Annotated in this window: 22 protein-coding genes; 15 read left to right on the top strand and 7 right to left on the bottom strand. The window is 72.3% G+C overall.

Features of this window, described 5'->3' with window-relative positions; translation table 11 throughout:
* Positions 1 to 193: 193 nt before the first annotated feature.
* Entirely contained in the window at positions 194 to 1,327 is a 1,134-nt protein-coding gene (gene menC / locus J0I43_RS09595; RefSeq protein ID WP_292862591.1) for an o-succinylbenzoate synthase, read from the top strand.
* 115 nt (positions 1,328 to 1,442) lie between these two features.
* Positions 1,443 to 2,306 (top strand): hypothetical protein, encoded by an 864-nt coding sequence (locus J0I43_RS09600; RefSeq protein WP_292862594.1) that lies wholly within the window; start codon positions 1,443 to 1,445, stop codon positions 2,304 to 2,306.
* 3 nt (positions 2,307 to 2,309) lie between these two features.
* Here the strand turns inward: J0I43_RS09600 and J0I43_RS09605 are convergent, their stop codons facing one another.
* A complete protein-coding gene (locus J0I43_RS09605) occupies positions 2,310 to 3,713 on the bottom strand; it encodes a flotillin family protein (RefSeq protein ID WP_292862597.1) in 1,404 nt (467 codons plus the stop codon).
* A gap of 110 nt (positions 3,714 to 3,823) precedes the next feature.
* On the opposite strand from J0I43_RS09605, the gene J0I43_RS09610 reads away from it, so the two are divergent.
* Positions 3,824 to 4,195, top strand: a complete 372-nt coding sequence (locus J0I43_RS09610; RefSeq protein WP_292862601.1) for a DUF4870 domain-containing protein — start codon at positions 3,824 to 3,826, stop codon at positions 4,193 to 4,195.
* On the opposite strand, the gene J0I43_RS09615 is transcribed toward J0I43_RS09610, so the two are convergent.
* Entirely contained in the window at positions 4,188 to 5,093 is a 906-nt protein-coding gene (locus tag J0I43_RS09615; protein WP_292862604.1) for a DUF5996 family protein, read from the bottom strand. The genes J0I43_RS09610 and J0I43_RS09615 overlap by 8 nt on opposite strands.
* A 174-nt stretch (positions 5,094 to 5,267) precedes the next feature.
* Here J0I43_RS09615 and J0I43_RS09620 point away from each other — a divergent pair, with 174 nt between their 5' ends.
* Positions 5,268 to 6,656, top strand: a complete 1,389-nt coding sequence (locus J0I43_RS09620) for a glycine--tRNA ligase (RefSeq protein ID WP_292862608.1) — start codon at positions 5,268 to 5,270, stop codon at positions 6,654 to 6,656.
* 217 nt (positions 6,657 to 6,873) lie between these two features.
* Here J0I43_RS09620 and J0I43_RS09625 read toward each other — a convergent pair whose 3' ends face one another.
* Positions 6,874 to 7,458: an HhH-GPD-type base excision DNA repair protein gene (locus J0I43_RS09625; RefSeq protein ID WP_292862611.1), complete on the bottom strand. Its 585-nt coding sequence runs from the start codon at positions 7,456 to 7,458 to the stop codon at positions 6,874 to 6,876.
* Positions 7,459 to 7,592: 134 nt separating this feature from the next.
* Between J0I43_RS09625 and J0I43_RS09630 the strand changes: the two genes are divergently transcribed.
* Both J0I43_RS09630 and J0I43_RS09635 read left to right on the top strand, forming a co-directional pair.
* Complete coding sequence (locus J0I43_RS09630) at positions 7,593 to 8,594, top strand: ATP-binding cassette domain-containing protein (protein WP_292862614.1); 1,002 nt, start codon at positions 7,593 to 7,595, stop codon at positions 8,592 to 8,594.
* A gap of 2 nt (positions 8,595 to 8,596) precedes the next feature.
* Complete coding sequence (locus J0I43_RS09635) at positions 8,597 to 9,421, top strand: ABC transporter permease (protein WP_292863248.1); 825 nt, start codon at positions 8,597 to 8,599, stop codon at positions 9,419 to 9,421.
* Between the two features lie 52 nt (positions 9,422 to 9,473).
* On the opposite strand, the gene J0I43_RS09640 is transcribed toward J0I43_RS09635, so the two are convergent.
* The gene (locus J0I43_RS09640; protein WP_292862616.1) at positions 9,474 to 12,383 is read right to left on the bottom strand and encodes an AAA family ATPase; all 2,910 of its coding nucleotides are present in this window, start codon (positions 12,381 to 12,383) and stop codon (positions 9,474 to 9,476) included.
* On the opposite strand from J0I43_RS09640, the gene J0I43_RS09645 reads away from it, so the two are divergent.
* Positions 12,348 to 13,970, top strand: coding sequence for an NAD(P)/FAD-dependent oxidoreductase (locus tag J0I43_RS09645; RefSeq protein ID WP_367267550.1), 1,623 nt, complete (start codon positions 12,348 to 12,350; stop codon positions 13,968 to 13,970). The two genes, J0I43_RS09640 and J0I43_RS09645, sit on opposite strands and share 36 nt — an antisense overlap.
* Before the next feature lie 5 nt (positions 13,971 to 13,975).
* Here the strand turns inward: J0I43_RS09645 and J0I43_RS09650 are convergent, their stop codons facing one another.
* The 3 genes from J0I43_RS09650 to eccD are packed head-to-tail and all read right to left on the bottom strand — an operon-like array spanning position 13,976 to position 17,986.
* The gene (locus tag J0I43_RS09650; RefSeq protein WP_292862622.1) at positions 13,976 to 15,319 is read right to left on the bottom strand and encodes a S8 family serine peptidase; all 1,344 of its coding nucleotides are present in this window, start codon (positions 15,317 to 15,319) and stop codon (positions 13,976 to 13,978) included.
* A complete protein-coding gene (gene eccB, locus J0I43_RS09655; protein ID WP_292862626.1) occupies positions 15,316 to 16,641 on the bottom strand; it encodes a type VII secretion protein EccB in 1,326 nt (441 codons plus the stop codon). Before eccB ends, J0I43_RS09650 begins: the two co-directional genes overlap by 4 nt.
* Before the next feature lie 4 nt (positions 16,642 to 16,645).
* Positions 16,646 to 17,986 (bottom strand): type VII secretion integral membrane protein EccD, encoded by a 1,341-nt coding sequence (gene eccD / locus J0I43_RS09660; protein WP_292862629.1) that lies wholly within the window; start codon positions 17,984 to 17,986, stop codon positions 16,646 to 16,648.
* A gap of 104 nt (positions 17,987 to 18,090) precedes the next feature.
* Between eccD and J0I43_RS09665 the strand changes: the two genes are divergently transcribed.
* The 8 genes from J0I43_RS09665 to J0I43_RS09700 all read left to right on the top strand — a co-directional run bounded on the left by J0I43_RS09665 (position 18,091) and on the right by J0I43_RS09700 (position 24,212).
* Positions 18,091 to 18,525 (top strand): YbaB/EbfC family nucleoid-associated protein, encoded by a 435-nt coding sequence (locus J0I43_RS09665; protein WP_292862632.1) that lies wholly within the window; start codon positions 18,091 to 18,093, stop codon positions 18,523 to 18,525.
* Positions 18,525 to 18,842, top strand: coding sequence for a hypothetical protein (locus tag J0I43_RS09670; protein WP_292862635.1), 318 nt, complete (start codon positions 18,525 to 18,527; stop codon positions 18,840 to 18,842). The genes J0I43_RS09665 and J0I43_RS09670 overlap by 1 nt, the downstream gene beginning before the upstream one ends.
* Before the next feature lie 130 nt (positions 18,843 to 18,972).
* Complete coding sequence (locus tag J0I43_RS09675) at positions 18,973 to 19,290, top strand: WXG100 family type VII secretion target (RefSeq protein ID WP_292862637.1); 318 nt, start codon at positions 18,973 to 18,975, stop codon at positions 19,288 to 19,290.
* Between the two features lie 25 nt (positions 19,291 to 19,315).
* Complete coding sequence (locus J0I43_RS09680) at positions 19,316 to 19,606, top strand: WXG100 family type VII secretion target (protein WP_292862638.1); 291 nt, start codon at positions 19,316 to 19,318, stop codon at positions 19,604 to 19,606.
* Between the two features lie 109 nt (positions 19,607 to 19,715).
* On the top strand, positions 19,716 to 20,189 hold the full coding sequence (locus J0I43_RS09685) for a hypothetical protein (protein ID WP_292862640.1): 474 nt from the start codon (positions 19,716 to 19,718) through the stop codon (positions 20,187 to 20,189).
* A complete protein-coding gene (locus tag J0I43_RS09690; RefSeq protein ID WP_292862643.1) occupies positions 20,186 to 21,451 on the top strand; it encodes a S8/S53 family peptidase in 1,266 nt (421 codons plus the stop codon). Before J0I43_RS09685 ends, J0I43_RS09690 begins: the two co-directional genes overlap by 4 nt.
* Complete coding sequence (locus J0I43_RS09695; RefSeq protein ID WP_292862646.1) at positions 21,448 to 22,893, top strand: hypothetical protein; 1,446 nt, start codon at positions 21,448 to 21,450, stop codon at positions 22,891 to 22,893. Before J0I43_RS09690 ends, J0I43_RS09695 begins: the two co-directional genes overlap by 4 nt.
* A 143-nt stretch (positions 22,894 to 23,036) precedes the next feature.
* A complete protein-coding gene (locus J0I43_RS09700) occupies positions 23,037 to 24,212 on the top strand; it encodes a glycohydrolase toxin TNT-related protein (RefSeq protein ID WP_292862649.1) in 1,176 nt (391 codons plus the stop codon).
* Positions 24,213 to 24,214: the final 2 nt, after the last annotated feature.

Here is a 24,214-nt window from a genome sequence, read left to right on the forward strand (position 1 = left end):
GTGGTTCGGAAAGCAGGGCCGATCGCCTCGTACGAGGCGTGAGTGCCTCACGAGGCCCGATCGGCCCTGCTTTTGCAGCGGCTGCCGCCGCCAGACCCGCCGCGCTGCTGCGACCGTGCTGCGCGCCGGCCCCGCCGCCCCGCCGACAGGCACGCGTCCGCCCGGCTGAAGACCGCGGGCGTACCCTGACCACATGCCGATCACCCGCCCCGCCGCGCCGGTAGCCCTCGAGGCGGTGGAGCTGCGGGTGCTGCACCTGCCGCTCGTCTCGCCCTTCACGACCTCGTTCGGCACCGAGTCCGTGCGCGAGGTCATCGTCGTGCGCGCCCGCACGGCGGGCGGCGACGGGTGGGGCGAGATCGTGACGCAGGCGGCGCCGCTGTACTCGAGCGAGTACACGCGGGGCGCGTGGGATGTCGCGCAGCGCTGGCTCGTCCCGGCGCTGCTCGACGCGCGCACCCTGCGCCCCGAGGACGTCGCGACGACGCTCGAGCCGTTCGTCGGCCACCGCATGGTCAAGGCGGGGCTCGAGCTGGCCGTCCTCGACGCGGCGCTCCGCGCCGAGGGGCGCCCGCTCGGCGCCTACCTCGGCGCGACGGTCGATCGCATCCCGAGCGGGGTGTCCGTCGGCATCCAGCAGAGTCCCACCGCTCTCGTCGACGCCGTCTCCGGCTACCTCGATCAGGGCTATGTGCGGATCAAGATCAAGATCAAGCCCGGGCGCGACATCGCCGAGACCGCCGCGGTGCGGGACGCGTTCGGCGCCATTCCCCTGCAGGTCGACGCGAACTCCGCCTATACGCTCGCCGATGCCGACGTGCTGGCCGAGCTCGACCGGTTCGACCTGCTGCTGATCGAGCAGCCGCTCCAAGAGGACGACCTGGTCGATCACGCGGCCCTCGCCGCGCGCCTGGGCACCCCGATCTGCCTGGACGAGTCGATCACGTCGCGGAAAGCCGCCGCGGACGCGCTGGCGCTCGGCGCGGCATCCGTCATCAACATCAAAGCCGGCCGCGTCGGTGGCTATCTCGAGGCCGTGCGCATCCACGACCTGTGCCGGGATGCCGGGGTGCCGGTCTGGTGCGGCGGGATGCTCGAGACGGGCATCGGCCGCGCGGCGAACGCCGCCCTCGCCGCCCTGCCGGGGTTCACGCTGCCGGGCGACGTCTCGGCATCCGACCGGTTCTACCATCGCGACATCGTGACCGACCCGATCGTGCTCGAGGACGGGCATGTCCGGGTGCCGACGGGCCCGGGTCTCGGTGTCGAGATCGATCCTGTCGCCCTCGAGGATGTCACCGTCGACCGGGTCGAACTGCGGCGGTGAGCGCGCCGTGGCGTTCGGTATTCAGTCTCCGCGGTGTCGCGCCGGCGGAAAGGCCCGGATATCGGGCCATCCACCGCGCGGGAGACTGAATACGGTACGCGCCGCCGCGCTCACGGTGGCGCTGATCCTCGCCCCCTCCCTCACCGGATGCGCAGCCGGGGCGCCCGCTCCCGCACCGACATCGGACGCCGGGGACCTCCCGCCGGGGGTCACGGTCGCGCTCACGCAGCAGCGGTCCGACGTCGCGGCGCGGCAGGCCGAGGTGCAGATCCACAACGGCACCGGCTCGCCGCTGCGCATCGGCGACGTGCAGCTGATCGACCCGCGCTTCGCGCACCCGGCGACTCGCGTCGTCGACCGGACGTCGACGCTCGCGCCCGACGCGACGGTCAACATCCGTGTCCAGCTGCCCGAGGCGGCCTGCGGTGCCGGCGACGACGCGGCGTCGACCGTGACGTTCGCCTACGAGAACGACGAGAACGACGGGAGTGACGGGCGGTCGGGCTCCGCCACGGCGGCCGCCGGCGAGCTCTTCCCGTTCCTCGCGGAACTCCACCGCCGTGACTGCGTCGCGCAGGCGGTGGATGCCGCGGCATCCGTGACGTTCGGCGACTTCACCCCCGCGGCGGCCGGGTCGCCGGCGACACTCGATCTCGCGATCGTCCCGACGCCGGGCGCCGACATGGACGTCGTACTCATCGGCATCCGCGAGACGAACCTGCTGACGTTCGCGGGGCTCGAGGACGGCGCGCTCCCGCTCGCCCTCGAGATCGCGAGCGGCGACGACGCGACCAAGGCGATCCCGCTGCCGCTCCTGCCGTCGCGCTGCGATCCGCATGCCGTCCAGGAGGACAAGCGCGGGACGGTCTTCGCCGTCGACGTCACCGTCGACGGCGAGCCCGGTCAGTTCCTCCTCGCCGCCCCACCCGACCTGCGCGGGCGGCTGCTCACGTGGGTCACGCAGTGGTGCGGCGGGTGATGCTCAGGCGGTCGGCTCAGACCCTGCTGCAGGCCCAGCCCCGGCCGTCACCCCGTCGCCGGCCTGCTGCTGCAGGCCCTGCGCCACGCCGCGGCCGGTCGCCTGGCCCTGGATCACCTGGCGCAGGTCGATGCCCGTCGCCGCCTCGATCGCGTCGAACGAGGCGCGCATGCTGGATGCCGACTCGGTGGCGATGTGCGACGACGCGCCCTCCCCGCCGAGGACCGTGATCGAGCCGACCTTGTCGAACCCGCGGGCGAACTCGGTCATCATCGGCACGAGGGCCTCGAGAGCGCGCTGCGCGAGGAGCGCCTCCTGGTTCTTCGACAGCGCCTCGGCCTCGGCCTCGATCGCCGCGGCGCGCGCCTCACCCACGAGTCGCACCGCGTCGGCCTCGGCCTGTGCGCGCAGGCGCGTCGCCTCGGCCTCCTGGGCGGCGATCTGGGCGCGCGCCTCGGCCGCCTTGACCTCGCCGTAGGCCGCGGCATCCGCCGAGCGCTGACGCTCGTACAGCGAGGCGTCGGCGACCTTCTTGATGTCGGCGTCGAGCTGGGCCTGCTTGTTCTCGGCACCCTGCAGGAGCACCGCCTGCTCGCGCTCGGCGCGGGCGAGGGCCTCGGCCTGCTCGGCCTCCGCGCGCGCCCGGCCGACCTCGGCGGCCGCGGCGGCGGAGTTCTTGTCGAACGCGGTCTGCTCGACGAGGTTCGCCTCGTCGGTCGCGATCTGGCGCGCACGCACCTCGCGCGCGGCGTTGATGCGGGCGACCTCGGCCTCCCGGCGCACCCGCTCGACCTCGGTCGCGCCGAGGGCGTCGATGTAGCCGTTCTTGTCGGTCACGCCCTGGATCTGGAACGAGTCGAGGATGAGTCCCTGCGCGAGCAGATCGCTCTTGATGCCCTCGGCGATCTGGTCGCTGAGCTTCTGCCGATCCTTCATGAGCTGCTCGACCGTCAGCGTCGCGACGACGCCGCGCAGCGCGCCCTCGAGCTGCTCGGTCGTGAACTGCTCGATCGCGCCGTCCTGGCTGAGGAAGCGCTCGGCGGCGCGACGCACGAACTCGGGATCGGAGCCGATCTTCACGAGCGCGACGCCCGACACGTTCACGGTGACGCCGTTGGATGCCTGGGCCGTCGGCTCCATCTTGATCTGCCGCGCGCGCAGCGAGATCATCTCGGCGCGCTGCGTGAGCGGGTTGACGAGCGCCCCGCCGCCGGTGATGACCGAGATGCGCGAGGACTCGCCGGACGCGTTCTTCTGGCTCTTGCCGACCACGACGAGTGCCTGGTCGGCCTTCGCGACCTTGTACCAGGCCCGCACCATGATGAGCAGGAAGACGATGAGGATGATGGCGGCGACCACGGCGATCGAGACGATCACCAGGGCACCTCCGGTGGCGAGGATGTCCACGGCACTCCTTGTTCGAGGGTTCGTCGGTGGTCCTTCGACCGTATCGGGTCGCGCCCGGAGTGCGCCTCCGTCCTTCGGGGGAGATCGCGTCGGACCCCTAGGCTGGGATCATGACGACCCCTCCGCAGCAGCCGCCGTTCCCGCAGCCGGTCCAGCCGATGAACCCGTCGGACGAGAAGCTGTGGGCGACGCTCGTCCACATCGGCGGGATCTTCATCGGATTCTGGTCGGCGCTGATCGGCTACCTCGTCCTCAAGGACCGCGGCCCGTTCGTCCGTGCGCACACCGCGACGGCGCTGAACTTCCAGCTGACCCTCCTGATCGCCGAGATCGTCGGATGGGTCCTCTCGATCATCCTCATCGGCTTCGTGATCATCGGCGTCGTCTACGTCGCGCGGATCGTCTTCTCGATCCTCGCCGCGATCGCGGCGAACAAGGGGGAGTGGTACAGCTACCCGCTGAGCATCCGCTTCGTCAGCTGACCCCGGCATCCGTCGCCTGCGGCCACCCGCCCGTCTCCGCGCCGGCGCGGGCGGTGGCCCGCAGGAAGGCCAGCAGCAGCGCGTCCGGGTCGGCGGATTCGCGCACCGCGCGGTACGGCAGGACGAACTCGCCGAGCGAGGTGTCGAAGGACGCCCCGGGGACGCCGAGGTCGCGTTCGCGGAACCCCGGCGGCTCGGGATAGGTGTACGAGTAGAACGCGCCCTCCGCGGCGCCGCCGGGCCAGTAGCCGGCGCTCGAGACCTCGGCGTCGTACGCCTCGTACATGACCCAGTCGGGGCAGTTCGGCACGCCGCCGGGGTGCTGCGGGGCCGGTCGCCCGCTGAAGCGGGAGGTGGCGAGATCGAACGCGCCCCAGAAGAAGTGCACGGGGCTCGCTTTGCCGTCCCATTCGCCGCGGAACACCGACAGGACGCGCACGGCGGCCACGAGCGACAGCCAGAACCGGTGGACGGCGTCGGCGTCGTACGACGCGTGCGTCTCGTCGTCGGGGAAGGGGATCGCGTCCGCGATCTCGACCGGCATCGGGTGGATGCGCGCCGGCACGTCGAGGTCGGCGAGCACGCTCACGAACTCGCGGAAGAAGTCGGCGACGGATCGGGGCCGCAGGGCGATCGTCCTGCGCGCCCCGTCGGTGCGCTCGAAGACGAGGTCGTGCGCGAAGAAGTCGAACCGCACCTCCAGGCCGTGCGCGCCGCACGGCATGAGAGATGTCGTGAGGCCCCGGGCATCCACGTACAGCGGCACGTTCCACCAGTGGTTGACCCGCGGGGTCAGCTCGAGACGGAGCTTGCCGACCATCTGCGTCCACAGGTGCAGCGTGTCGCGGGTGTCCTGCCAATCGGCGACCGGCAGCGCCGGCCATCTCGTCTCGTCCATCTCCTCACCCTGCCAGGGTCGGCGCTCCGACGGCAGGGGTCGCGCCGGCGGCCGGGGCCGCGCCGGCGGGCGCCCGCGGCGCGGCGGCTAGACTTGGCGGATGCCGGGCGCACGCCCGTGACCGCGGCATCCGTTCTTCATCGCTCTCGCGAAACCGACCATTTGGAGCCACCTGTGGCCGAGCAGTCCCGTCTCGACAAAGTCATCGCACTCGCCCGTCACCGCGGGTTCGTGTTCCAAGCGGGTGAGATCTACGGCGGATCGCGGTCGGCGTGGGACTACGGCCCCCTCGGCACGGAGCTCAAGGAGAACATCCGCCGGCAGTGGTGGCAGACGTTCGTGCGCGGCCGCGCCGACATGGTGGGCCTCGACTCGTCGATCATCCTGCCTAAGCGCGTGTGGGAGGCATCCGGTCACGTTGCGACGTTCACCGACCCCCTCGTGGAGTGCTTGAGCTGCCACAAGCGCTTCCGTGCCGACAACCTCATCGAGGACTTCGAGGCGCGCAAGGGCCGGAAGGCCGAGAACGGCCTGGCCGACATCCCGTGCCCGAACTGCGGCACGAAGGGGCAGTACACCGAGCCGAAGGCGTTCTCCGGTCTCGTCAAGACCTATCTCGGCGTTGTGGACGACGAGTCCGGCCTGTACTTCCTCCGTCCCGAGACGGCGCAGGGCATCTTCGTGAACTTCGCGAACGTCCTCACGGCGTCGCGCAAGAAGCCGCCGTTCGGCATCGGTCAGGTCGGCAAGGCGTTCCGCAACGAGATCACGCCCGGCAACTTCATCTTCCGCACGCGCGAGTTCGAGCAGATGGAGATCGAGTTCTTCACGCCACCGGCCGAGGCGCAGGAGTGGTTCGAGCACTGGGTGTCGGCCTGCTGGGAGTGGTTCATCGACCTCGGCATCGACCCCGAGAACATGCGCCAGTTCGACGTGCCGAAGGAGGACCGCGCGCACTATTCGGCCGGCACGATCGACGTCGAGTACCGCTTCGGCTTCCCCGGCAAGGAGTGGGGCGAGCTCATGGGCGTCGCCAACCGCACCGACTACGACCTGAACTCGCACATCGAGGCATCCGGTCAGAAGCTGCAGTACTTCGACCAGGCATCCGGAACGACGTATGTGCCGTACGTCATCGAACCGTCCTTCGGCCTCACCCGCTCGATGATGGCGTTCCTCGTCGACGCGTACCGCGAGGAGGAGGTGCCGAACGCGAAGGGCGGCACCGACACGCGCACCGTGCTTCGCCTTGACCCGCGCCTCGCGCCGGTCAAGGTCGCCGTGCTGCCCCTGTCGCGCAACGAGAACCTGTCGCCGCTCGCGCGTCAGGTGGCCGACGACCTGCGCGCGCAGGGCTGGAACGTCGACTTCGACGACGCCGGCGCGATCGGCCGCCGCTACCGCCGCCAGGACGAGATCGGCACGCCGTTCTGCGTCACGGTCGACTTCGACTCGCTCGAGGATGCCGCCGTCACCGTCCGTGACCGCGACACGATGGGCCAGGAGCGGATCGCGCTGGACGGGCTCGTCGCCTACCTCGGCGAGCGGCTGCGCGGCGCCTGACCCCCGCCGCGTCCCACTTGGGGCGGGGCGTGTCCCACTTGGGGTGGAGCAAGTCCCACTTGGGGTGGAGCATGTCCCAGAAGTGGCTGTCCTGAGAGCTCAGAAACAGCCATATGTGGGACAAGGGTGAGGATGCCGCGGGCTCAGCCTGCGCCGTGGGTCCGGCCGCGCGCGGCAGACGCGGCAGCGCGCCGTGGGCCCAGCCGCGCGCCGGGATTCAGGCCTTGGCGGCGGCCTTCGCGGCGCGCTTGAACTCGCGCACCTTGGCGAGCGATTCCGGCGAGACGATGTCGGCGACCGAGCGGAACGACCCCTCCTCACCGTACGGGGCGGATGCCTCGCGCCAGCCCGCGCCCGTGAACCCGTACTGCTTGCCCAGCAGCGCGAGGAAGATCTTCGCCTTCTGATCGCCGAAGCCGGGCAGCGCCTTGAGCCGCTTGAGCACGGTGGCGCCGTCCGGCGAACCCTGAGTCCCCGGAGCACCCCGAGTCCACAGCGCCGAGGCGTCGCCGCCCCAGTCGTCGACGAGCGCCTGGCACAGCGACTGCACGCGCCCGGCCATCGACCCCGGATAGCGGTGCACGGCGGGCGTCTCCTTGAAGACGGATGCCAGGTCGTCCGGCCCGTACGCCGCGAGCGACGCGGCATCCATCGATCCCGTGCGCTGCTCGATCTTGAGCGGCCCCGAGAAGGCTGTCTCCATCGCGACCTGCTGATCGAGGAGCATGCCGATCAGCAGCGCCAGCGGGTTCTCGGTGAGCAGCGCGTCGGCGGCGTCGTCGTCGGTGATGTGGAGGGCCATGGCATCCATCGTGCCATCCGGGACGATGCGGTGACAGTGCGCTGACAGCGCCCGCCGGTCGGCGGCAGCGGTGTGACAGCACCCGCCGGTCGGCGGCAGCGGTGTGACAGCACCCGCGGCGCACAGTGGACGCCATGACCACCTCCTTCTCCGATCGCACCCTCGCGGTGCGTGCCGAGGGTCTCGTGAAGACCTTCGGCGACAACCGAGCGGTGGACGGCGTCGACCTGCGGGTCCAGGCCGGCACCGTCTACGGCGTGCTGGGCCCCAACGGCGCCGGCAAGACCACGACCATCAACATGCTCGCGACGCTCCTGCGCCCCGACGGCGGCCGTGCCGAGGTCTTCGGCCACGACGTCGTCCGCGAACCGAACATCGTCCGCCAGCTCATCGGCGTCACCGGCCAGTTCGCGTCGGTCGACGAGACGCTGTCGGCGACCGAGAACCTCGTCATCTTCGGCCGCCTCCTCGGGCTCTCCCGGCAGGATGCCAAGGCGAAGGCGGCCCTGCTGCTCGAGCAGTTCGGCCTCATCGAGGCGGCGCGCCGGCCGCTGAAGAAGTTCTCCGGCGGGATGCGGCGGCGGCTCGACCTCGCGGCATCCCTCATCGCCCAGCCTCCGCTCATCTTCCTCGACGAGCCCACGACGGGCCTCGATCCGCGTACGCGCGGCCAGATGTGGGACACGATCCGCGCGCTCGTCGCGAACGGGTCGACCGTCCTGCTGACGACGCAGTACCTCGACGAGGCCGACCAGCTCGCCGACCGCATCGCGGTCATCGACCGCGGTCGCGTCGTCGCGGAAGGCACGGCGGACGACCTCAAGGCATCCGTCGGCACCTCGTCGCTGATCCTGCGTCTCGCCGACGCCGGCGACACCACCGGCACGCTGCTCGCGATCGAGCGGGTGCTCGGCGTCCGCGGCACCGTCTCGCCCGAGGCGACCCGCGTCACGGCGCCCATGGCCGACGCCGACCGTGTCGCCGACCTGCTGATCACCCTCCGCGAGGAGGGCATCCACCTCACCGAGATGAGCGTGCAGAAGCCGACGCTCGACGAGGTGTTCCTCACCATCACCGGCCACGACGCGACCGACCAGGCCGACGCGGCACCCGCCTCCGAGGAGGTTCCGGCATGACCATGATCACCGCCACACCCACGCGCATCACCCCGCCGTCCGAGCGTCAGCTGACGCGTCGCACGAGCGTGAGCCAGACGATCCAGAACACCTTCACGATGGCCTACCGGGGTCTCGTGAAGATCCGGCGGACGCCAGAGCAGCTCGTCGACGTCACGGTGCAGCCCATCATCTTCACCCTGATGTTCGCGTACATCTTCGGCGGCGCGATCGCCGGTGACGTGCAGAGCTACCTGCCGGCGCTCATCCCCGGCATCCTCGTCCAGACCGTCATCACGACCTCGGTCGTGACCGGCACGCAACTGCGCGAGGACATGGACAAAGGGGTGTTCGACCGGTTCCGCTCGCTCCCGATCGCGCGCATCGCGCCGCTGTCCGGGGCGCTCCTGGCCGACACCCTCCGGTACGCGATCGCCACGACCCTGACGTTCGTGATGGGCTTCCTCATGGGGTACCGTCCCGCGGGCGGCATCGGACACGTCATCGTGGCCGGGCTCCTCGTCATCGCCTCGGCGTGGGCGATCAGCTGGATCTTCGCGTTCTTCGGCGTGATCGCCCGCACCGCCTCGAGCGTGCAGGGCATCTCGATGCTCGTGCTGTTCCCGCTGACCTTCCTCTCGAACGCCTACGTCCCGGTCGACTCGCTGCCGGACTGGCTGGCGTGGTTCGCGAACGTCAACCCGATCTCGCACCTCGTCACCGCGGTGCGAGAGCTCGCCAACAACGGAGTGTTCGGGGTGGATGCCTGGACATCGATCCTCGGCGCCGTCGTCATCGTCGCGGTGTTCGCCCCCCTCACCGTCCGGGCGTACATGCGGAAGGCCTAGGGCACGGACGGTCCAGGGCGCGGAAGGCCCAGGGAGGGGGCACGTCCCCCGATCAGTCCTCCAGCAGGGCGGCGAAGACCATCGGGTCCTCGTCGCCCTGCTCGCCGGCCTCGGGGGCGCCGAGCGCGCCCCGCAGACGGACGTAGGCGGGGTCGGTCTCGTCCGCTCGCCCGCGGATGCGCACGGATGCCGCGAACGCCCGCCGCGCGGCATCCGTGTGGCCGTCGCGGGCCAGAAGCGCGGCGATCGCCTGCACGAACTCCGCGATGATCGGCTGATCGCCGGTGCGTACGGCGATCGGCAGGGTGCCCCGCAGCGACACACGTGCCGCGGACGGACGATCGAGGAGCAGGAGCGCCTGTGCGCGCTTGGCGGCGCTGGAGGCGACGAGCTGATCCTGTGGCCCGTTCAGCCCGACCCCGGGAGGCAGTGCGTCCAGATGCCGGAGGGTCTCTGCACCGTCGCCGGCGATGAGGGCCACCGAGGCCGCCGTGAAGCGGTACTGGAAGACCGCCCGGTCCGAACCCTCCGCTTCCGCAGTACGACGGATCTCGTCGACGCGGGCATGGGCTTCGTCGAAGCGACCGAGACGGGCGAGGATGCCGATCGCGAGAGCGCGCTGCTGGATCACGTCCCACACGGACGTCAGCCCGACGAGACGCTCGGAGGAGAAGTCGGCGACATCGAGCGCCTCGTCCAGGCGGCCCTGCAGCTGCAGCCACTCCGATCGCATCTGGCTCGCGAGGGCGAGGCCCCAGACGTCGCCGATGTCACGGAAGAGCGCGAGGGCGCGCTCGCTCTCGGTGCCGAGCGTCTCGATGTCGCCGGCATTCTGCGCGGAGGCGGCCCGCAGCACGGCGAGGATCGCGATCGTCCACGGCGGCGCGGCAGACGGTGCCGGTTCGTCGATGAGCCAGCTCGCCGCTCCGCGCGGCCCCGGCGTGCCATAGGCGCGCGCGGCGGACGTGATGAGCGGCGCGACGGCGAGCGACAGCTCGGAGGGATGTGCGCTCGCCGCCTCAGCGATCTCGGCCGCCCGCGCGGAGAAGCGCGCGGCATCGGCCGCGCTCGGCTCGACGCCGGCCGTGACGGTCGCGAACGCGCCGAACATGAGGGCGAGACCCTGCACGACGACGGCGGCTTCGCTGTCGAGCGCGGCGTCGTCGCGCCCGATCGCGCCGATGCCGTCGCGCAGCTCGGCGAACCGCTCCCGCATGCCCCACGCCCAGAGGTTCGCGCGCAGCAGGCGCAGGGCGAGGTCCCGCAGCTCGGGATCACTCTGCGCCAGGCGCGCGGCGGCGCCGAGGGACTCGTCGTTCGCGTCGAACCATGCGAGCGCTTCGCGGACCTCGGGGCCGCGCAGGCGGGCGTCCTGCGCGGCGGCGAGCGTCGCGAGGACTTCCGCGGCCCGCGTCCGCGCCTCGTATTCGCCGCCATCGGCGCGCAACCGGTCGAGCCCGTACTCGCGCACCGTCTCGAGCATCCGGAACCTGCCGTCCGCCCGCCGCAGCAGCGAACGGTCGACGAGCAGGTCGAAGGTCGCGGCATCCGTCGCGAAGGTGCGTGCGACGTCCGCGGCATCCTTCGCGCCGATGCCGTCGGGGAAGACGGATGCCGCGAGCAGCGCGGCGCGCTCCGGATTGGTCAGCGTCTCCCAGCTCCAGTCGATGAGCGCGCGGAGGGTCTGGTGACGGGGGTCGGCGGCGCGGGGGCCGTGGGCGAGGAGGGCGAAGCGGTCGTCGAGTCCCGCGTCGATCTCGGCGATCGTGAGGCTGCGGGCGCGGGCCGCCGCGAGCTCGAGCGCGAGCGGCAGCCCGTCCAGGCGACGCACGATGCGGGCGGCCGCCTCGAGCTCGTCCGGCTGCGGCGACGCCCCGCGGGCGGCCTCCACGCGGCGGGTGAAGAGCTCGCGGGCGGCGAGCTCGGGGAGCGGGCCGAGCGCGACGAACGCCTCCGCGGGGAGACCCAGCGGCTCCCGGCTCGTCGCCAGCAGGCGTGCCAGCGGCAGCGCGGCGAGCAGGTCGCGCGCGACGGCGGCAGCCGCGGCGCTCACGTGCTCGCAGTTGTCGAGGACGATGAGGACGGCGCGCCCGCTGAGCCCCTCGATCACGCGGTCGCGATCGGTCTCAATGGCGCGCGCGGGCGTATCGGAGCGGCGGATGCCCCGGCCGACGGCACTCGCGAGCGCCGGCCAGATCTCGCCAGGGGCGGCGGGGGCGAGTTCGACGAAGAGGACGTCGGGCGCGCGGCGTGCCGTCTCGAGGGCGAGGGTCGTCTTGCCCGCGCCGCCGGGGCCGAGGATCGTGACGAGGCGGCTCGCACGCAGCTGCGCCGTGATCTGGTCGAGCTCGGTCGCGCGGCCGACGAGCGACGTGAGTGCCGCGGGCACGGCGGAGGCGGCGGTCGGATCGTCGAGGTGGCTGGTCGTTGCCGAGAGCACCGGTCGTGCACCGCGCGGATCCGGCGCACTCGGCGGGACCGGGCTGTCTCGTTGCGCGGCGTCGAGCACGGATGCTGCATCCGCGACGCGCTGCACGTGCGCCCGATCCTCGAGGAGGTCCCTCAGCACCCAGTCGAAGCCCTCCGCGAGCCACGGGTCGCCACGCCAGAGCGCGAGGGCCGCCCGGGCGGCATCCACGTCGCCGGCCCGTCGCGCGTGAGCGGCGAGGTCCTGGAACGCGGTCAGGTCGACATCTGCGCGGGTCAGCGCCAGCCGGTACCCGCCCGAGGCCGCCTCGATCGCACCGGGCAGCGCTTTGCGCAGGCGCGACGCGAGCGACTGCAGCGCCGCGCGCGGATCCTCGGGGGCGTCGCCTGCCCAGATGTCCTCCGCCAGCGCGCGGTACGAGACGACCGTCCCAGCGTCGAGCGCGAGCCGCAGCAGGAGCGCCTCCTGGCCGCGCCCGCGCGCGGGAAGCGCCCCGGCATCCCACGCCGGCCCGCCGAAGTAGGTCAGCCGCACGCGTCAACTCTAGGACGCCGCGGTGCGAGGATGGATGCCATGTCCCACACCGCCGCCGCCTCGCCCGAGCCGGAGGCGATCGGGCGGGTCCGGCGTACGCAGGTCGCCGTGATCGGCGGCGGCATCGCGGGGCTCGTGGCCGCTCTCGAATGGGCGCGGATCGGCGCGTCGGTCACCGTCATCGAGCAGCGCGCCCGGCTCGGCGGGGCGATCGAGACGCGTGAGCTCGACGGCCTGCCGGTCGATCTCGTCGCCGACACCCTGCCGCTCGGCGACGCCGGCGTGGCCGCGCTGCTCGACGAGCTGGGGCTCCGCGACGCCATCGAGGCATCCGCCGCGCATCCCGTCTGGGTGGCGGGCCTGCCCGGAACCCCCGGTGCCGCACCGCTCCCCTCCGGCGCGATCGTCGGCGTCCCGGCGAACCCGTGGGCCGACGACGTCCGTCGCGTGATCGGCTGGAGCGGCGCATGGCGCGCCTACCTGGACCGCCTGCGCCCGCCGCTGACGATCGGTCACGAGCGCAGCCTCGGACGGCTGGTGCGCACTCGCATGGGCGCGCGCGTCGTCGACCGCCTCGTCGCACCCGTGACGCGAGGGCTCTACGGCGTGGAACCCGACGACATCGACGTGGATGCCGCGGCGCCGGGCCTGAGCGCGGCGCTCACCCGCGTCGGCTCGCTCGCCGGAGCGGTCGCGGCCCAGCTCCCCGATGCGGTGCCGACGGGTGAACCCGGGGTCGAGGCGGCCTCGCGCGGCGCCTCCCGGGGCACGCTGCGCGGCGGCCTCGTCCTGCTCGTCGCGGCGCTGACCCGGAGGCTCTCCGAACTCGACGCGAACGTCGTCACCGGCGCGACCGTCACGGAGATCACTCGCCGCGACGGCGTCTGGCACCTCGCCGTCGCATCGGATTCGCCTGCCGTGGATGAGGCGGACCGTCCGGACCACCCCGACGAGCCGGGCGCATCGCGGGTCGCCGACGTCGTCGTGCTCGCGACCGGCGGCGCGGCCGCGAGCACCCTGCTCACCTCGGCGGGCATCACGATCGCGGCCGGCAGCGCTCCGGCAGCGCGATCACGCGAGGTGGTGACGCTCGTTGTCGAGGCGCCCGTGCTGGATGCCGCGCCGCGCGGCCGCGCCGTCTATCCCGTCGCCCGCGCGGCGGGCGACGGGAGCGAGACAGGCGCCGTGGCATCCGCCGTCGTGCACGCGACGGCCGACTGGCCGTGGCTCGCCGCAGCGGCGGGGCCCGGGCGTCACGTGCTGCGCGTGACGCTCGACGGTCCGCCGCCCGCGTCCGACGAGGCCGCCGTCGCGCTCGCGACGCGCGTCGCGGGAGACCTGCTCGGTGCGCCGCTGCCGGCGCCGCGCGCCGCCGCGGTCGCCCGCGTCGCCGCGCCGCTCCCGGCCTCGTCGATCGGTCACGCCGAGCGCACGGCGCGGGTCCGCGCGTCGGTCGCGGGCGCTCCGGGCCTCGCCGTCGTGGGATCGTGGGTCGCCGGCGGCGGCATCGGGCAGGTCGTGGGCGACGCGATCGCGGAGATCGATCGGCAGCGCCGCGCCGTCCTGTGGAGCGACGGCGAGAACTGACTCCGTCAGTCCTCCGACGCGGCGCTGTCGCTGTCGCCGGCCCGTTCGTCGCGGAAGAGTCCGCCGGCACGCACCGCCGCGGGCTCGTCCGGCTCCGCCCGGCGCCGACGGAGCACTCCGATCGTCCCCGCGACGCCCAGCACGACCGCGGCCGCGACGCCTCCGAGCACACCCAGCACGAGCGCCGTTCCGTTCGCCGGGTCACGATGCTCGACGACCGCGGCCGATGCCGACGGGCGCGCGGGCGCGGGGGATGCCTCGGACGGGAACGGGCTCTCCGGGCCCCGCACACCGGCTCCCGGCACGAGGATCATCGCGTCGTAGGGCTGCACGATCCCCCACCCGGCGGCGTCGTCCCGCGCGTCGGGGTCGGCGCGCACCCCGGTCGCCTCGAGCCGGTACGCCCACTGGGCGGGCGACTCGTCGGGGTGCGCGGCGGCCACCAGGGCGGCGGCGCCCGCGACGTACGCGGCGGCGAACGCGGGGCTCGGCTCGCTCGCGAACCGGCAGTCGGCGCCGGCGGCGGAGGTCGTCAGGACGTCGGTCCCGGGTGCGCTGAGGCTCACGTGGGGTCCGTGGATGCTGGTGGCCGCGACGACGCCCTCGGCGTCGGTCGCCGCGACGCCGAGCGCTCCGGGGACGCCGGCGGGGTAGCGCACGCCGTCGTCCTCGTTCTGATCGATCGACAGCTCGTGGCTGCGGCTGCCCGCGCTCGCGACGACGAGGCTTCCCTGAGCGGTCGCCGCCGCCACGGCATCCGCCAGTCCGGCATCCGCCGCGTCGGTCGTGACGCCGACGAGGATGACCCGGGCGCCGTGCTCGGCGGCGTAGCGGATGCCCTGCGCGACGCGATCCGTGCGTGGCCCGATGCCCGCCTGCACCTGCGCCTCGGAGGTACCGGCGTACACCCGCACCGGCATGATCTGCGCGCGTGGCGCGAGGCCCACGACGCCCGACTTGGGCACGCTGCGCGCCGCGATCTGGCCGGCGAGCGCCGTGCCGTGACCGTCGAGGTCGGCCGTCGCGCCGACGCCGTCTCCGACGAGATCCGCTCCACCGACGAGGGCATCCACGAAGTGCGGATTGGATGCCGCGACCCCCGAGTCCACGACCGCGACGACGACGCCCGATCCGTGCGAGCGGGTCCACGCGTCCTCGCTCTGCAGCAGGCTCAACGCCGTCGGCACGTCGGAGATCCAGGTCGATGCGGTGCATTCGTCGGAGGAGAGGGCGGCCGAGGCGGACCCTGCACCGGTCGTGGCTCCACTCGGTACGAGCGCCGCCGCCGCTCCCGGGGAGACGGACAGTGCGGCGGACAGGACGAGCGCCGCGACGCCCGTGCGGATCATCCGCCGCCGCCGGACGGGGTCTGCCCCGCGGCCTCCTCGGTGAGCGCGGGCCCGGTGCGCAGCAGCGCGATCCAGGCCTGATCCGCCGTGCCGACGTCATCGGTCGAGTAACCGAGACGCTTGACGGTCTCGGCGGTCGCGCCCGGCAGGGCGTACGCGGTGCCGGTGGCGTCGATGAGGGTCAGCAGCGATGCGGCCTGCGTCCCGCGGCCGCCGGCGCGGACGAGCGCGCCGTGCCCCGCCTCGACGCGCACACCGGCGGATGCCTCGGCATCCGCCGGCTGCTCGGCGAGCGTCGTGCGGGCGCCGTCCCCGTCGCGCACGAGGAGCGCGCACGGGCGGGTGCCGTCGCTCTGCGGGGCGAACGCGTCCTTCGGCCAGTCCGCGCTGCCGACGGGGTCTCCGGTTGGCAGGCCCGCGACCTGCGCCGCGGTGACGTCGAGGACCGCGTCGGCGCCGAGCCCGCTGCCGAGCTGGTAGAGCTGCCACGCGAGCGGCGTGAGGGGCGACAGGGTCCGACCCTCACGCACGACGAACAGCTCATCGGCGGCGTTGCCGTCGATGTGCACGACCTGCCCCGCCGTGAGGTCGGTGCCGTCCAGGGGCGTGCCCGTGCCGGGGATCGAGAGCGGCGCGAGCGTCGTGCCGGGTGTGAACAGGTTCAGCCACGGCGCCGAGACCGCGACGGGATCGACGGCACCGAGGCCGACGGCCCGCAGCACGGCGTCGCTCTGCGTCGCGGTCACCTCGAAGCGCCAGCCGTCCGCGACGACGAAGAGGCGTCCCTCCGACGAGACGACGGCGGCACCGGTGGATGCCGTGGCCGCGGCATCCGGGCCGATCCGCACGTCGACGCCGGAGCCCGCGACGCACGCGGTCCAGCCGTCGTCGATGAGCGCACTCGGCGCCGGCAGCGCATCGGGAGCACCGACGATGCCGAGCGGGGAGGCGAGCGAGATGCCCGACAGCGTCTGCTGGTCGGTCGTGATGATGGTGAAGTCGCTCGACGGGATCAGCAGGCGTGCGCTCGCGGTGTTGATGACGGGGTGCAGCTTGCCGTCGATCGTGACATAGCGGGCGCCGGTGTCCGACACCAGCACGAGGCGCCCGTTGTCCCACCCCTTCGGCAGCCCGGGGCTGATGATGCCCCAGAACACTCCGACGAGGATCACCGCGGCCGCGAGCGCGATCGCCGTGAACACCGCGCGCAGGGGAGCGGCGGGCTCGAGCTCCTTGCCGCCCGGGGCGCCGCTGACGAACGCGGTCAGCAGGCGACGGCGCGAGAAGCTCTGCGCCTCGATGAGGTCGTTCTTGGTCGCCATGGATTCAGGCCCAGCCGGCCGCGATGACGCCCAGGGGCAGCAGCAGCGCGATGATCACGACCTCCGCCGTATCGGCGAGGCGCCCGAGGCGGGCCCGTGCCTTCGGGGCGAGCAGCGTCACGGTGACCACGATCGCGGTGACGGCGATGAGGACGATCAGCAGCGGCACCCGCAGCCCCGGCTGCGCGAGGGAGACGGTCACGCCGGTCGCCGCGAGTCCGAGGGTGCCGAGGGAGAGGAGGGCCAGCACGTTGCTCCGGGCGAAGCTCTGGCGCGACGGGAACATCATCCCGACGAACGCGAGTGCGCAGAGAGCCGCTCCCGCCGCGTTCGCTCCTGCCACGAGCGGGGTCGCCGCGAGCGCGGTGAGGCCGGTCGCGATGCGTACCGACAGCAGGATGCGGTGGCCCGCCGCCGCGCGCGCGCGGACGTCGCCCGCATCGATCGGCGTCGGGGCGGCGAACACATCCGCGTCGCTCTGCGGCGAGATCACCCGGATCCGGGTCGAGCTCATCGCGAGCCAGGGGAGGCCGTTGCCGACCGTCACGACGATCGCGATGCCGAGCGCATAGGAGGCGACGGCGGCGCCGGGGAAGAGCGCGGCGAACAGGGCCATGACCGCGACGGCCGCGCCCGCGGCGATCGGGATCAGCTGGTACTCGGGCCGCTGGGGCGTGAGCGCGAGGGCGACGGCGCCCACGACGGCGGCGCCGAGTCCGGCAGCGGCGAGCGGCCACCCCCAGACGGCGGGTCCGGCGGGCACGGCCAGATACCCCGCGACTCCGCCGAACACGGCGGCGGCGAGGGCCAGGCCCTGCCCCGCCTCCGACTGGCCGAGGCGACCGACCGCAGCCGCGACGGCGAGGAGCACGATCGCTCCGCCTCCCGCGACGAACGCGCCGACGCCGAGCGAGGGGCCTGCGGCGAGGAGGAGGACGGCGCAGATCCCGAGCAGGGTGAGGCTCGCGGCGAGCGCCGTGCGGGCGTTGTCCTGCGGGGTCCACGGGCGATGCTGCTCTGCCGTGGCATCCAGCACGGCTTCGACGATGTCGTCGTACACGCGCGGCTGCGCGAGCAGGCCTCCGCGGGCGAGCGTCAGCAGGTCGCCTTCGCGGACGCCCTGCTCGATCGCTCCGCGCGACGCGTCGAGGGCGGTGCCGTCGGCGCGTTCGAGCGTGTAGCCCGCGTGCGTCATGGTCGCGTCGAGCACGCCGAGGCTGCGCGCGAAGCCCGGCATGAGCTCCACGAGGGGGAGCTGCCCGGGGATGCCGATGTCCAGGCGTCTGCCTTCGGACTGCACCGAGACCCGCAGGAGGGCGCGGGAGGCGCTGACGGTCTGGCTCACGGTGTGCGCATTCCCCTCGTGGCTCGTCGATCGGCCGGCGTCCTCGCAGGACCGTCTCAGTGTAGCCGTGGGCATCCGCGGTCGCCCTTGCTACGCTACGGGCCGTGACCGACTTCTTCTCCGCCGACATGGATGCCGACCTCGCGATCGCCCGCGTGCAGCAGCAGATCGCGGACGCGCAGGCGGCGGCCGCGAAGGCCCAGTCGATGCAGGCGGACATCCAGGCCATCCGCGGCACCGCGACGGCGCCGCGGCGTGAACTCTCGGTCACGGTGGATGCCGCGGGGCGTCTGGCCGCCGTCGAGATCGCCGACGCGGCCTACGACCTCGAGCCGCGTGAGCTCGGCGCGCTGATCGTGGCGACGGCGAACGCCGCGCAGCGGCGAGCGGGAGAGCAGGCCCTCCAGATCGCCGCCGACGCGTTCGGTGAGGAATCCTCCGTCGTGGCGCACCTGCGTGCCGAGGTCGACCGCGTGCCCCCCAGCGACACCGATGAGCGCTCCGGCGACCGCTTCGGCGATCGGGGAGGGCCGCGCTGATGGCCGACCGCATCGCCATCGACCGCGACCTGATCGTCTCGCATGCCGCGCGCGTGGAGCAGGTGGCATCCGACATCAAGGTCGCACGCGATGCCGCCTCGTCGACGAACATGGGCGGCGGTGCGTTCGGCGTGCTGTGTTCGTTCCTCGTCGCTCCCGCGACCGTGGCCGCCGCGATGGCGGGGAATGCGATCTCGTCCGCGGAGGGGATGGTGCGCCGGAGCGCCACCGAGGTGCGCGGCGTCGCCACCGACATGGCGGCGTTCGAGGACGCGGCGCTCGCGGCGATCAAGGCCCTCGACGCGAACCTTTCGTGAGAGATCTCTCATCTGCGGCCGGGGCGGGCTCTCCGGTTGATCTGGGGATTCTCGTCCTTTAGCGTGGGATGTCGGGGAGCGGCGTCTGCTGCATCCCACGACCACGTCTCTGGACACGTTGGAGGATGTTGTGACGACTCAGAAGATCGGCGCACTCGAGGGAGCCCTGCTCAAGGGCGCGGATGCGGTGAACGAGGCGAAGGCCGGCATCGACGGCCGGATCTCCTTCGTGCGGGGCGAGCTCGAGCAGGCGCGTCAGTTCTGGACGGGCCCGGCGGGGAGCGCGTTCGACGGGCTCATGCGGCGCTGGGACGACGAGACCACGAAGCTCAACAAGGTGCTCATCGACCTCGAGGACGCGCTGCGCGGCACGCAGGCCGACAAGAGCGCGCTCGAAGAGTCGACCGTGTCCACGATCACGGGCCTCGGCTCGATGATGAACTCCTGACCGACCGAGACGAGGAATACAGATCATGGATGCAACGACATCAATCACTCCCGCTCAGGTGGTCGCCCTGGCCGAGCAGATCTCGAACGGCGCGAAGGGCATCCAGCAGAAGCTGGACGACCTCGACGCGAAGGTGAACACGCTGCGGGCGTCGTGGGACGGTGCCGCGCAGGAGGCCTACGACCAGGCGCAGCTGAAGTGGACGAAGCAGCTGAACGACATGAACACGCTGCTCGCGAAGATCGCGACGACGACCGTCGAGCTCTCGAACGGCTACGTCGACCGCGACAAGGCCTCCGCCGGACGCTTCGCCTGACGATCGACTCGATAGTGGGCCGGCGCGCGGGGTGTCCCGCCGGCCGGCCCACCATCATTCGGATCGGGGTCATCCCCGGCTCACCCGCATTCCCCTCAGGAGAACGACCATGCCCGCGTACCGCATCGCGATCGAAGAGGACGTCGCCGAGAGCCACCACGCCCGCCTGACCGAGGGCGGCGACCTCGTGCCGGCCGGCGACGTGATCGCGCTCGTCCACGGCGACGGCGCCGAGCCCGCGTCGAACGAGTTCCTGCAGCGCCTGAAGGATGCCGCGACGATGATCGGGCAGCACACGGATGCGGTGCGCGCCGTCGTGAAGCAGAACGCCGACGCCCTGCGCCAGGCCGCGCAGGATCTCCGCGAGGCGGATGACGCCTCCGCCTCGGTGCTCTCCTCCGTGACCGCGGTGATCGACAACACCGCCGCCGACACGACGCATCAGGACGTGCAGGCCAGCCAGACCTTCCTCTCCGCCCAGGCCGACGCGCAGCCGGCGGCCGCGGAGAGCCAGCAGCCGTCGCCGACCTCGGTGAGTGACGGCGGGGCCGGGCGGAAGGCCTCGGGCGGGGACGCCCTGTGACGCTTCCGCGCTCGTTGCGTCGCGGTGTTCCCGCGCTCGCTCTCTCCCTCGTCGCCTCGATCGCGCTGGCGCCCGCTGCTGTCGCCGCGACCGCGGAGGTCGACGGCAACTGGTGGTATCAGAAGTACGGCGTCGCCGAGGTACAGGCGGAGGGCTGGAACGGCGCTGGCGTGAAGATCGCGGTGATCGATCAGAAGATCAACGATCAGCTGCCGGTGTTCTCCAGCGCGTCGGTGACTGTCGCACCTCCCGTGTGCGACCAGGAGGCCACCACGACGGAGGTCACCGATGCGTCGGTCCATGGGAGCAGCGTGACGGCGCTCCTCGTGGGCAACGGCGAAGGCAACGGCGCCGTGAAGGGGATCGTTCCCGCGGCCGATGTGACGTTCTACGCGCTCGGCGACGACTACGCGCTCTGCCGCAACCTCGAGGATGACCGCTCGGGCTGGGCGCTCGCTCTGGATGCCGCGGTCGCGGCCGGCGCAGACATCGTCACGATGTCGGTGGTCAATAAGAGTGCCACCGACGACGACGCCGCGGCGGTGGCGCGCGCCCTCAAGGCCGGAGTCATCTTCGTCGCCGGCGTGCCTAATGAGCCCGGCCAGGGCGATTTTCCCGCGGGCATGAACGGGGTAGTTTCCGTCAACGGGTTCGATAGGAACGGCGATCTCCTCACCACCAATGCCGGGAACACCAACGTCCAACCCGAAGTGACCGTCGTCGCGCCCGGCGCCGAGATCTCGATCGTCGCGTGGGACGAGTGGCGGATCGCGTGGGGGTCCTCGTCCGCGACTCCGATGGTCGCCGGCATCCTCGCGGCCGCCAAACAGAAGTACCCGGATGCCACGGCGAACCAGCTCATCCAGTCGCTGATCCACAACACGCGCACGGAGGACCATCCTCTCGAGCGTGACACCACGGGCGGCTACGGGTACGGCCCGGCATCCCTGCGGCACATCCTCGCGGTCGATCCGACGCAGTACCCGGACGAGAATCCGCTGATGGACAAGACCTACGGTCAGCCCACGGTCGCGCAGGTCTCGACGCCGACCCCGTCTGCGGGTGCCTCTTCACCGGCACCCGCTCCGGGCGGCGAAGCCTCGGCACCGGATCAGGCGGGCGCGGCATCCCCGTTGGGTTGGATCCTCGGCGGCGTGGGCGCGGTGGTGCTCGCCGGCGCGATCATCACCGTCATCGCCGTGACCCGCCGCAAGCAGGGTGCACAGGCGAGCGGTGCAGAAACGAAGGGGGGCGCGCGATGAGCGGTGCATGGGAGAGTCGGCTGGACAATCTGGCCCACGGGGGGCGCGATTGGGCCCTGCCTTCGCATGAGGAGCTCACCTCGAATCTGGACGCGTTGCGCGGATCGTTGTCGCGCGCCGCTTCTGACCCCGGCCTCGTGGGAGACTCCGGCACGGCCGCCACGGCGAGCCTCGACGAGGCCGCGAAGCGCGCCGATGCGATCATCGCCACTGCCGATGCCGTGCACAAAGCGACGGAGAAGGCGAATGTCGTCCGCACGCGAGCCCAGGGCGCCCTCGCGGAGCTGCCCGACGGTGAGCTGAGCTGGGGCGAGCGCGCCCTCATCGGTGCCGCGGCGGCGGGGTCGACCATCTTCCTGGGCCCCTTCTCGCTCGTCGCCGGTGTTGCGGCTATGAACAACGGGGATGCCGCGAAGGCGGCCATGCGCGAAGCGGCCGCGAAGAAAGCCGTGCGCGAGGCCAGCGCCGACCTCGCACAGATCGACCTCCCCACCGAGGTCGAGGTCGACGGTTCATCGACCGTGTTCAACCGTGACTCTGGCGGAGGTGGCCCGCGGCAGGGATCCCCCGACGGCGGATTCTCGAGCTACCCCGACTACGACGTCGACCCGATCTCGTCCGCCGGTCAGCGTCCCGGAGTGTCGATCGTGACGCCCGGCACGGTGCCGCCTCCAGGGAGCACGATCATCCCGACTGAGCCCGGACCGTGGCCGCAGGGCCCGACGGATCACGGCTCGTCGGGCCTGGTGGGTGCGGGCGGTGCGTCGGTGGGCGGTCTCGGCGGCTCGGGCGGCCTGCTGGGTGGGTCGAACACGCTCGCTGCGGGCGCGGGGGCCGCTGCCGTTCTCGGGCTCGGTGCGAAGGGTGCGCTGGGGTCGTTCGGAGCCCTTAGCGGCGGCGCCGGCAAGGGTGTCGCTGCGGGAGGCCTGACCGGCACGCCGGGAGCGAACGCGGCTGCGGGCGCGGGCCGCGGTGCGGCGGCCTCGGGGCCGCGCGCCGGCTCGGGAGGCCTTCTCGGCGGAGGCGGTCGCGCCGGTGCGGGTGCCGCGTCGGAGCGGTCGGGCACGCGTGCCGGCGGCCGCGGGCGGGGCACGGGTCGCGTCGCGGGCGGGAAGGCCGGGCTCGTCGACGCCGACGGCGTCACGCGCGGGCCGGCGGACGCCGCCGGTTCTGCGGGCCGCGGCGCCGGTCGTCCGGGTGGTGTCGGTGCGGAGTCGGCGGGCCGGGCGGGCGCGCAGGGTGCCGCGGGTGTGCGTGCCGGCGGCGCGGCATCCGGTCGCGGGAGTGCCGAGAAGCGACGCCGCGGGCGTGGACTTGCCGGTGCGATCGCGCCGTCGATCGAGGATGAGATCGAGTACGGTCCTCGCTCGGAGGCGGCGCTCGCCGGCGAGCGCGATCAGACCGTCGACGAGATCGTGCCGCTCGCCTCCGACGCGGACTGACGCCGGTGGGCAATCCCCTCGTCGCGGGTCCCGTCGACACGGCGACCCCGTTCTCGGGTGCCGGTCTGTTGGATTCGGGCGCGCAGCTGGCGGATGCCATCAGCTCGGGCAACTGGATCGAGGGTGGCATCGCCGGGGTCTCGGTGGCCCTCGACACGGCGGCAGCCGTCGTGGATCCCCTGGGGTCGCTGATCGGGGCGGGCCTGGGATGGTTGATGGACCACTTCGATCCGCTCAAGGGCTGGTTGAACGATTTCGCCGGGGACGCAGGCGAGGTGGCGGGCTTCGCGCAGACCTGGAGCAACATCGCGGTCCAGATGCACGGCACGGGTGACGAGCTCGTCCGCATCCTGGGTGATGTGGACGAGCTCGCCGGCGAGGCGATGGACGCGTATCGCCGGTTCCAGACGGATGCCGCGGCGCACCTGCACGCGGCGGGCCAGTGGGCCGAGGCGATGGGCGTGGGCCTGCAGATCGCGTCGACGATCGTGCAGATCATCCACGATCTGGTGCGGGACACGATCGCCCAGCTGGTCGGTTCGGTGATCTCCTGGGCCGCGGAGGCTGTGTTCACCCTCGGTCTTGCGACACCCGTGATCGTCGGGCAGGTGACCACTCGCGTCGCTTCGTTGTCGGCGCGCGTCGGCAAATACGTGACGAAGGTCATCGACGCGATCCGCAACCTCGCGAAGCACCTCGACTCGCTCAAGGCACTCTTCTCGAAGCTGAGCGACCTGCTGGAGAAGACGCTGAAGGGCGCGCGGTCCGCGGCGCATCCGCACATCGAGACGGTTGCCGGGCTGCCGGGCGTTCGCCGCCTGGACCCGCGGAGGAACCAACTGATCCGCGACATGCAGCAATGGGCGGACGACGCCGCGATCCCCGGCTACAAGCCGTTCGGCGATCTGTCGGGGACGGAGTTCATCGACACGCATTTGAAGCAGTTTTCTCCCACCGGCTACGCGGAATGGCACTGGCCTGGCGCCAACGGGTTTGACACCACGCGGCCGATCATTCCTGCCGACGTCGTACTCCAACCTGGCGATGTCATCGATCGACTATCCCCTGTGCCGCCGCACCTCGACCCAGGTGAGTTCACCTCCCCGATCGGCACTGCATTTCCGACCCAGAGTCTGCCGCCCGACCGGCTGTCGCCGGCCTTTGGCCACCACCAGCTCGAGATCGTCAAGCCGCTCCCGCCCGAGGTCCAGGCGGGATGGATCGCCCCTGATTTCCAGCAGTCTGGCGGTGGCGTGCAGTATTACTTCCCCGGAGGAATCAACCGGTGGATCTCCGACGGATACATCAAGGCCACCTAACG

The organism is Microbacterium sp., assembly GCF_017305435.1.
Lineage (GTDB): Bacteria > Actinomycetota > Actinomycetes > Actinomycetales > Microbacteriaceae > Microbacterium.

What these genes read in the sequence shown, in the direction of transcription:
- eccB (WP_292862626.1), bottom strand. Translation starts at nt 16,641, where the DNA reads ATGGCGACCAAGAACGACCTCATCGAGGCGCAGAGCTTCTCGCGCCGT.
- J0I43_RS09670 (WP_292862635.1), top strand. Translation starts at nt 18,525, where the DNA reads ATGGCCGACCGCATCGCCATCGACCGCGACCTGATCGTCTCGCATGCC.
- J0I43_RS09635 (WP_292863248.1), top strand. Translation starts at nt 8,597, where the DNA reads ATGATCACCGCCACACCCACGCGCATCACCCCGCCGTCCGAGCGTCAG.
- J0I43_RS09625 (WP_292862611.1), bottom strand. Translation starts at nt 7,458, where the DNA reads ATGGCCCTCCACATCACCGACGACGACGCCGCCGACGCGCTGCTCACC.
- J0I43_RS09630 (WP_292862614.1), top strand. Translation starts at nt 7,593, where the DNA reads ATGACCACCTCCTTCTCCGATCGCACCCTCGCGGTGCGTGCCGAGGGT.
- J0I43_RS09680 (WP_292862638.1), top strand. Translation starts at nt 19,316, where the DNA reads ATGGATGCAACGACATCAATCACTCCCGCTCAGGTGGTCGCCCTGGCC.
- J0I43_RS09695 (WP_292862646.1), top strand. Translation starts at nt 21,448, where the DNA reads ATGAGCGGTGCATGGGAGAGTCGGCTGGACAATCTGGCCCACGGGGGG.
- J0I43_RS09610 (WP_292862601.1), top strand. Translation starts at nt 3,824, where the DNA reads ATGACGACCCCTCCGCAGCAGCCGCCGTTCCCGCAGCCGGTCCAGCCG.
- J0I43_RS09615 (WP_292862604.1), bottom strand. Translation starts at nt 5,093, where the DNA reads ATGGACGAGACGAGATGGCCGGCGCTGCCGGTCGCCGATTGGCAGGAC.
- J0I43_RS09685 (WP_292862640.1), top strand. Translation starts at nt 19,716, where the DNA reads ATGCCCGCGTACCGCATCGCGATCGAAGAGGACGTCGCCGAGAGCCAC.
- J0I43_RS09650 (WP_292862622.1), bottom strand. Translation starts at nt 15,319, where the DNA reads ATGATCCGCACGGGCGTCGCGGCGCTCGTCCTGTCCGCCGCACTGTCC.
- menC (WP_292862591.1), top strand. Translation starts at nt 194, where the DNA reads ATGCCGATCACCCGCCCCGCCGCGCCGGTAGCCCTCGAGGCGGTGGAG.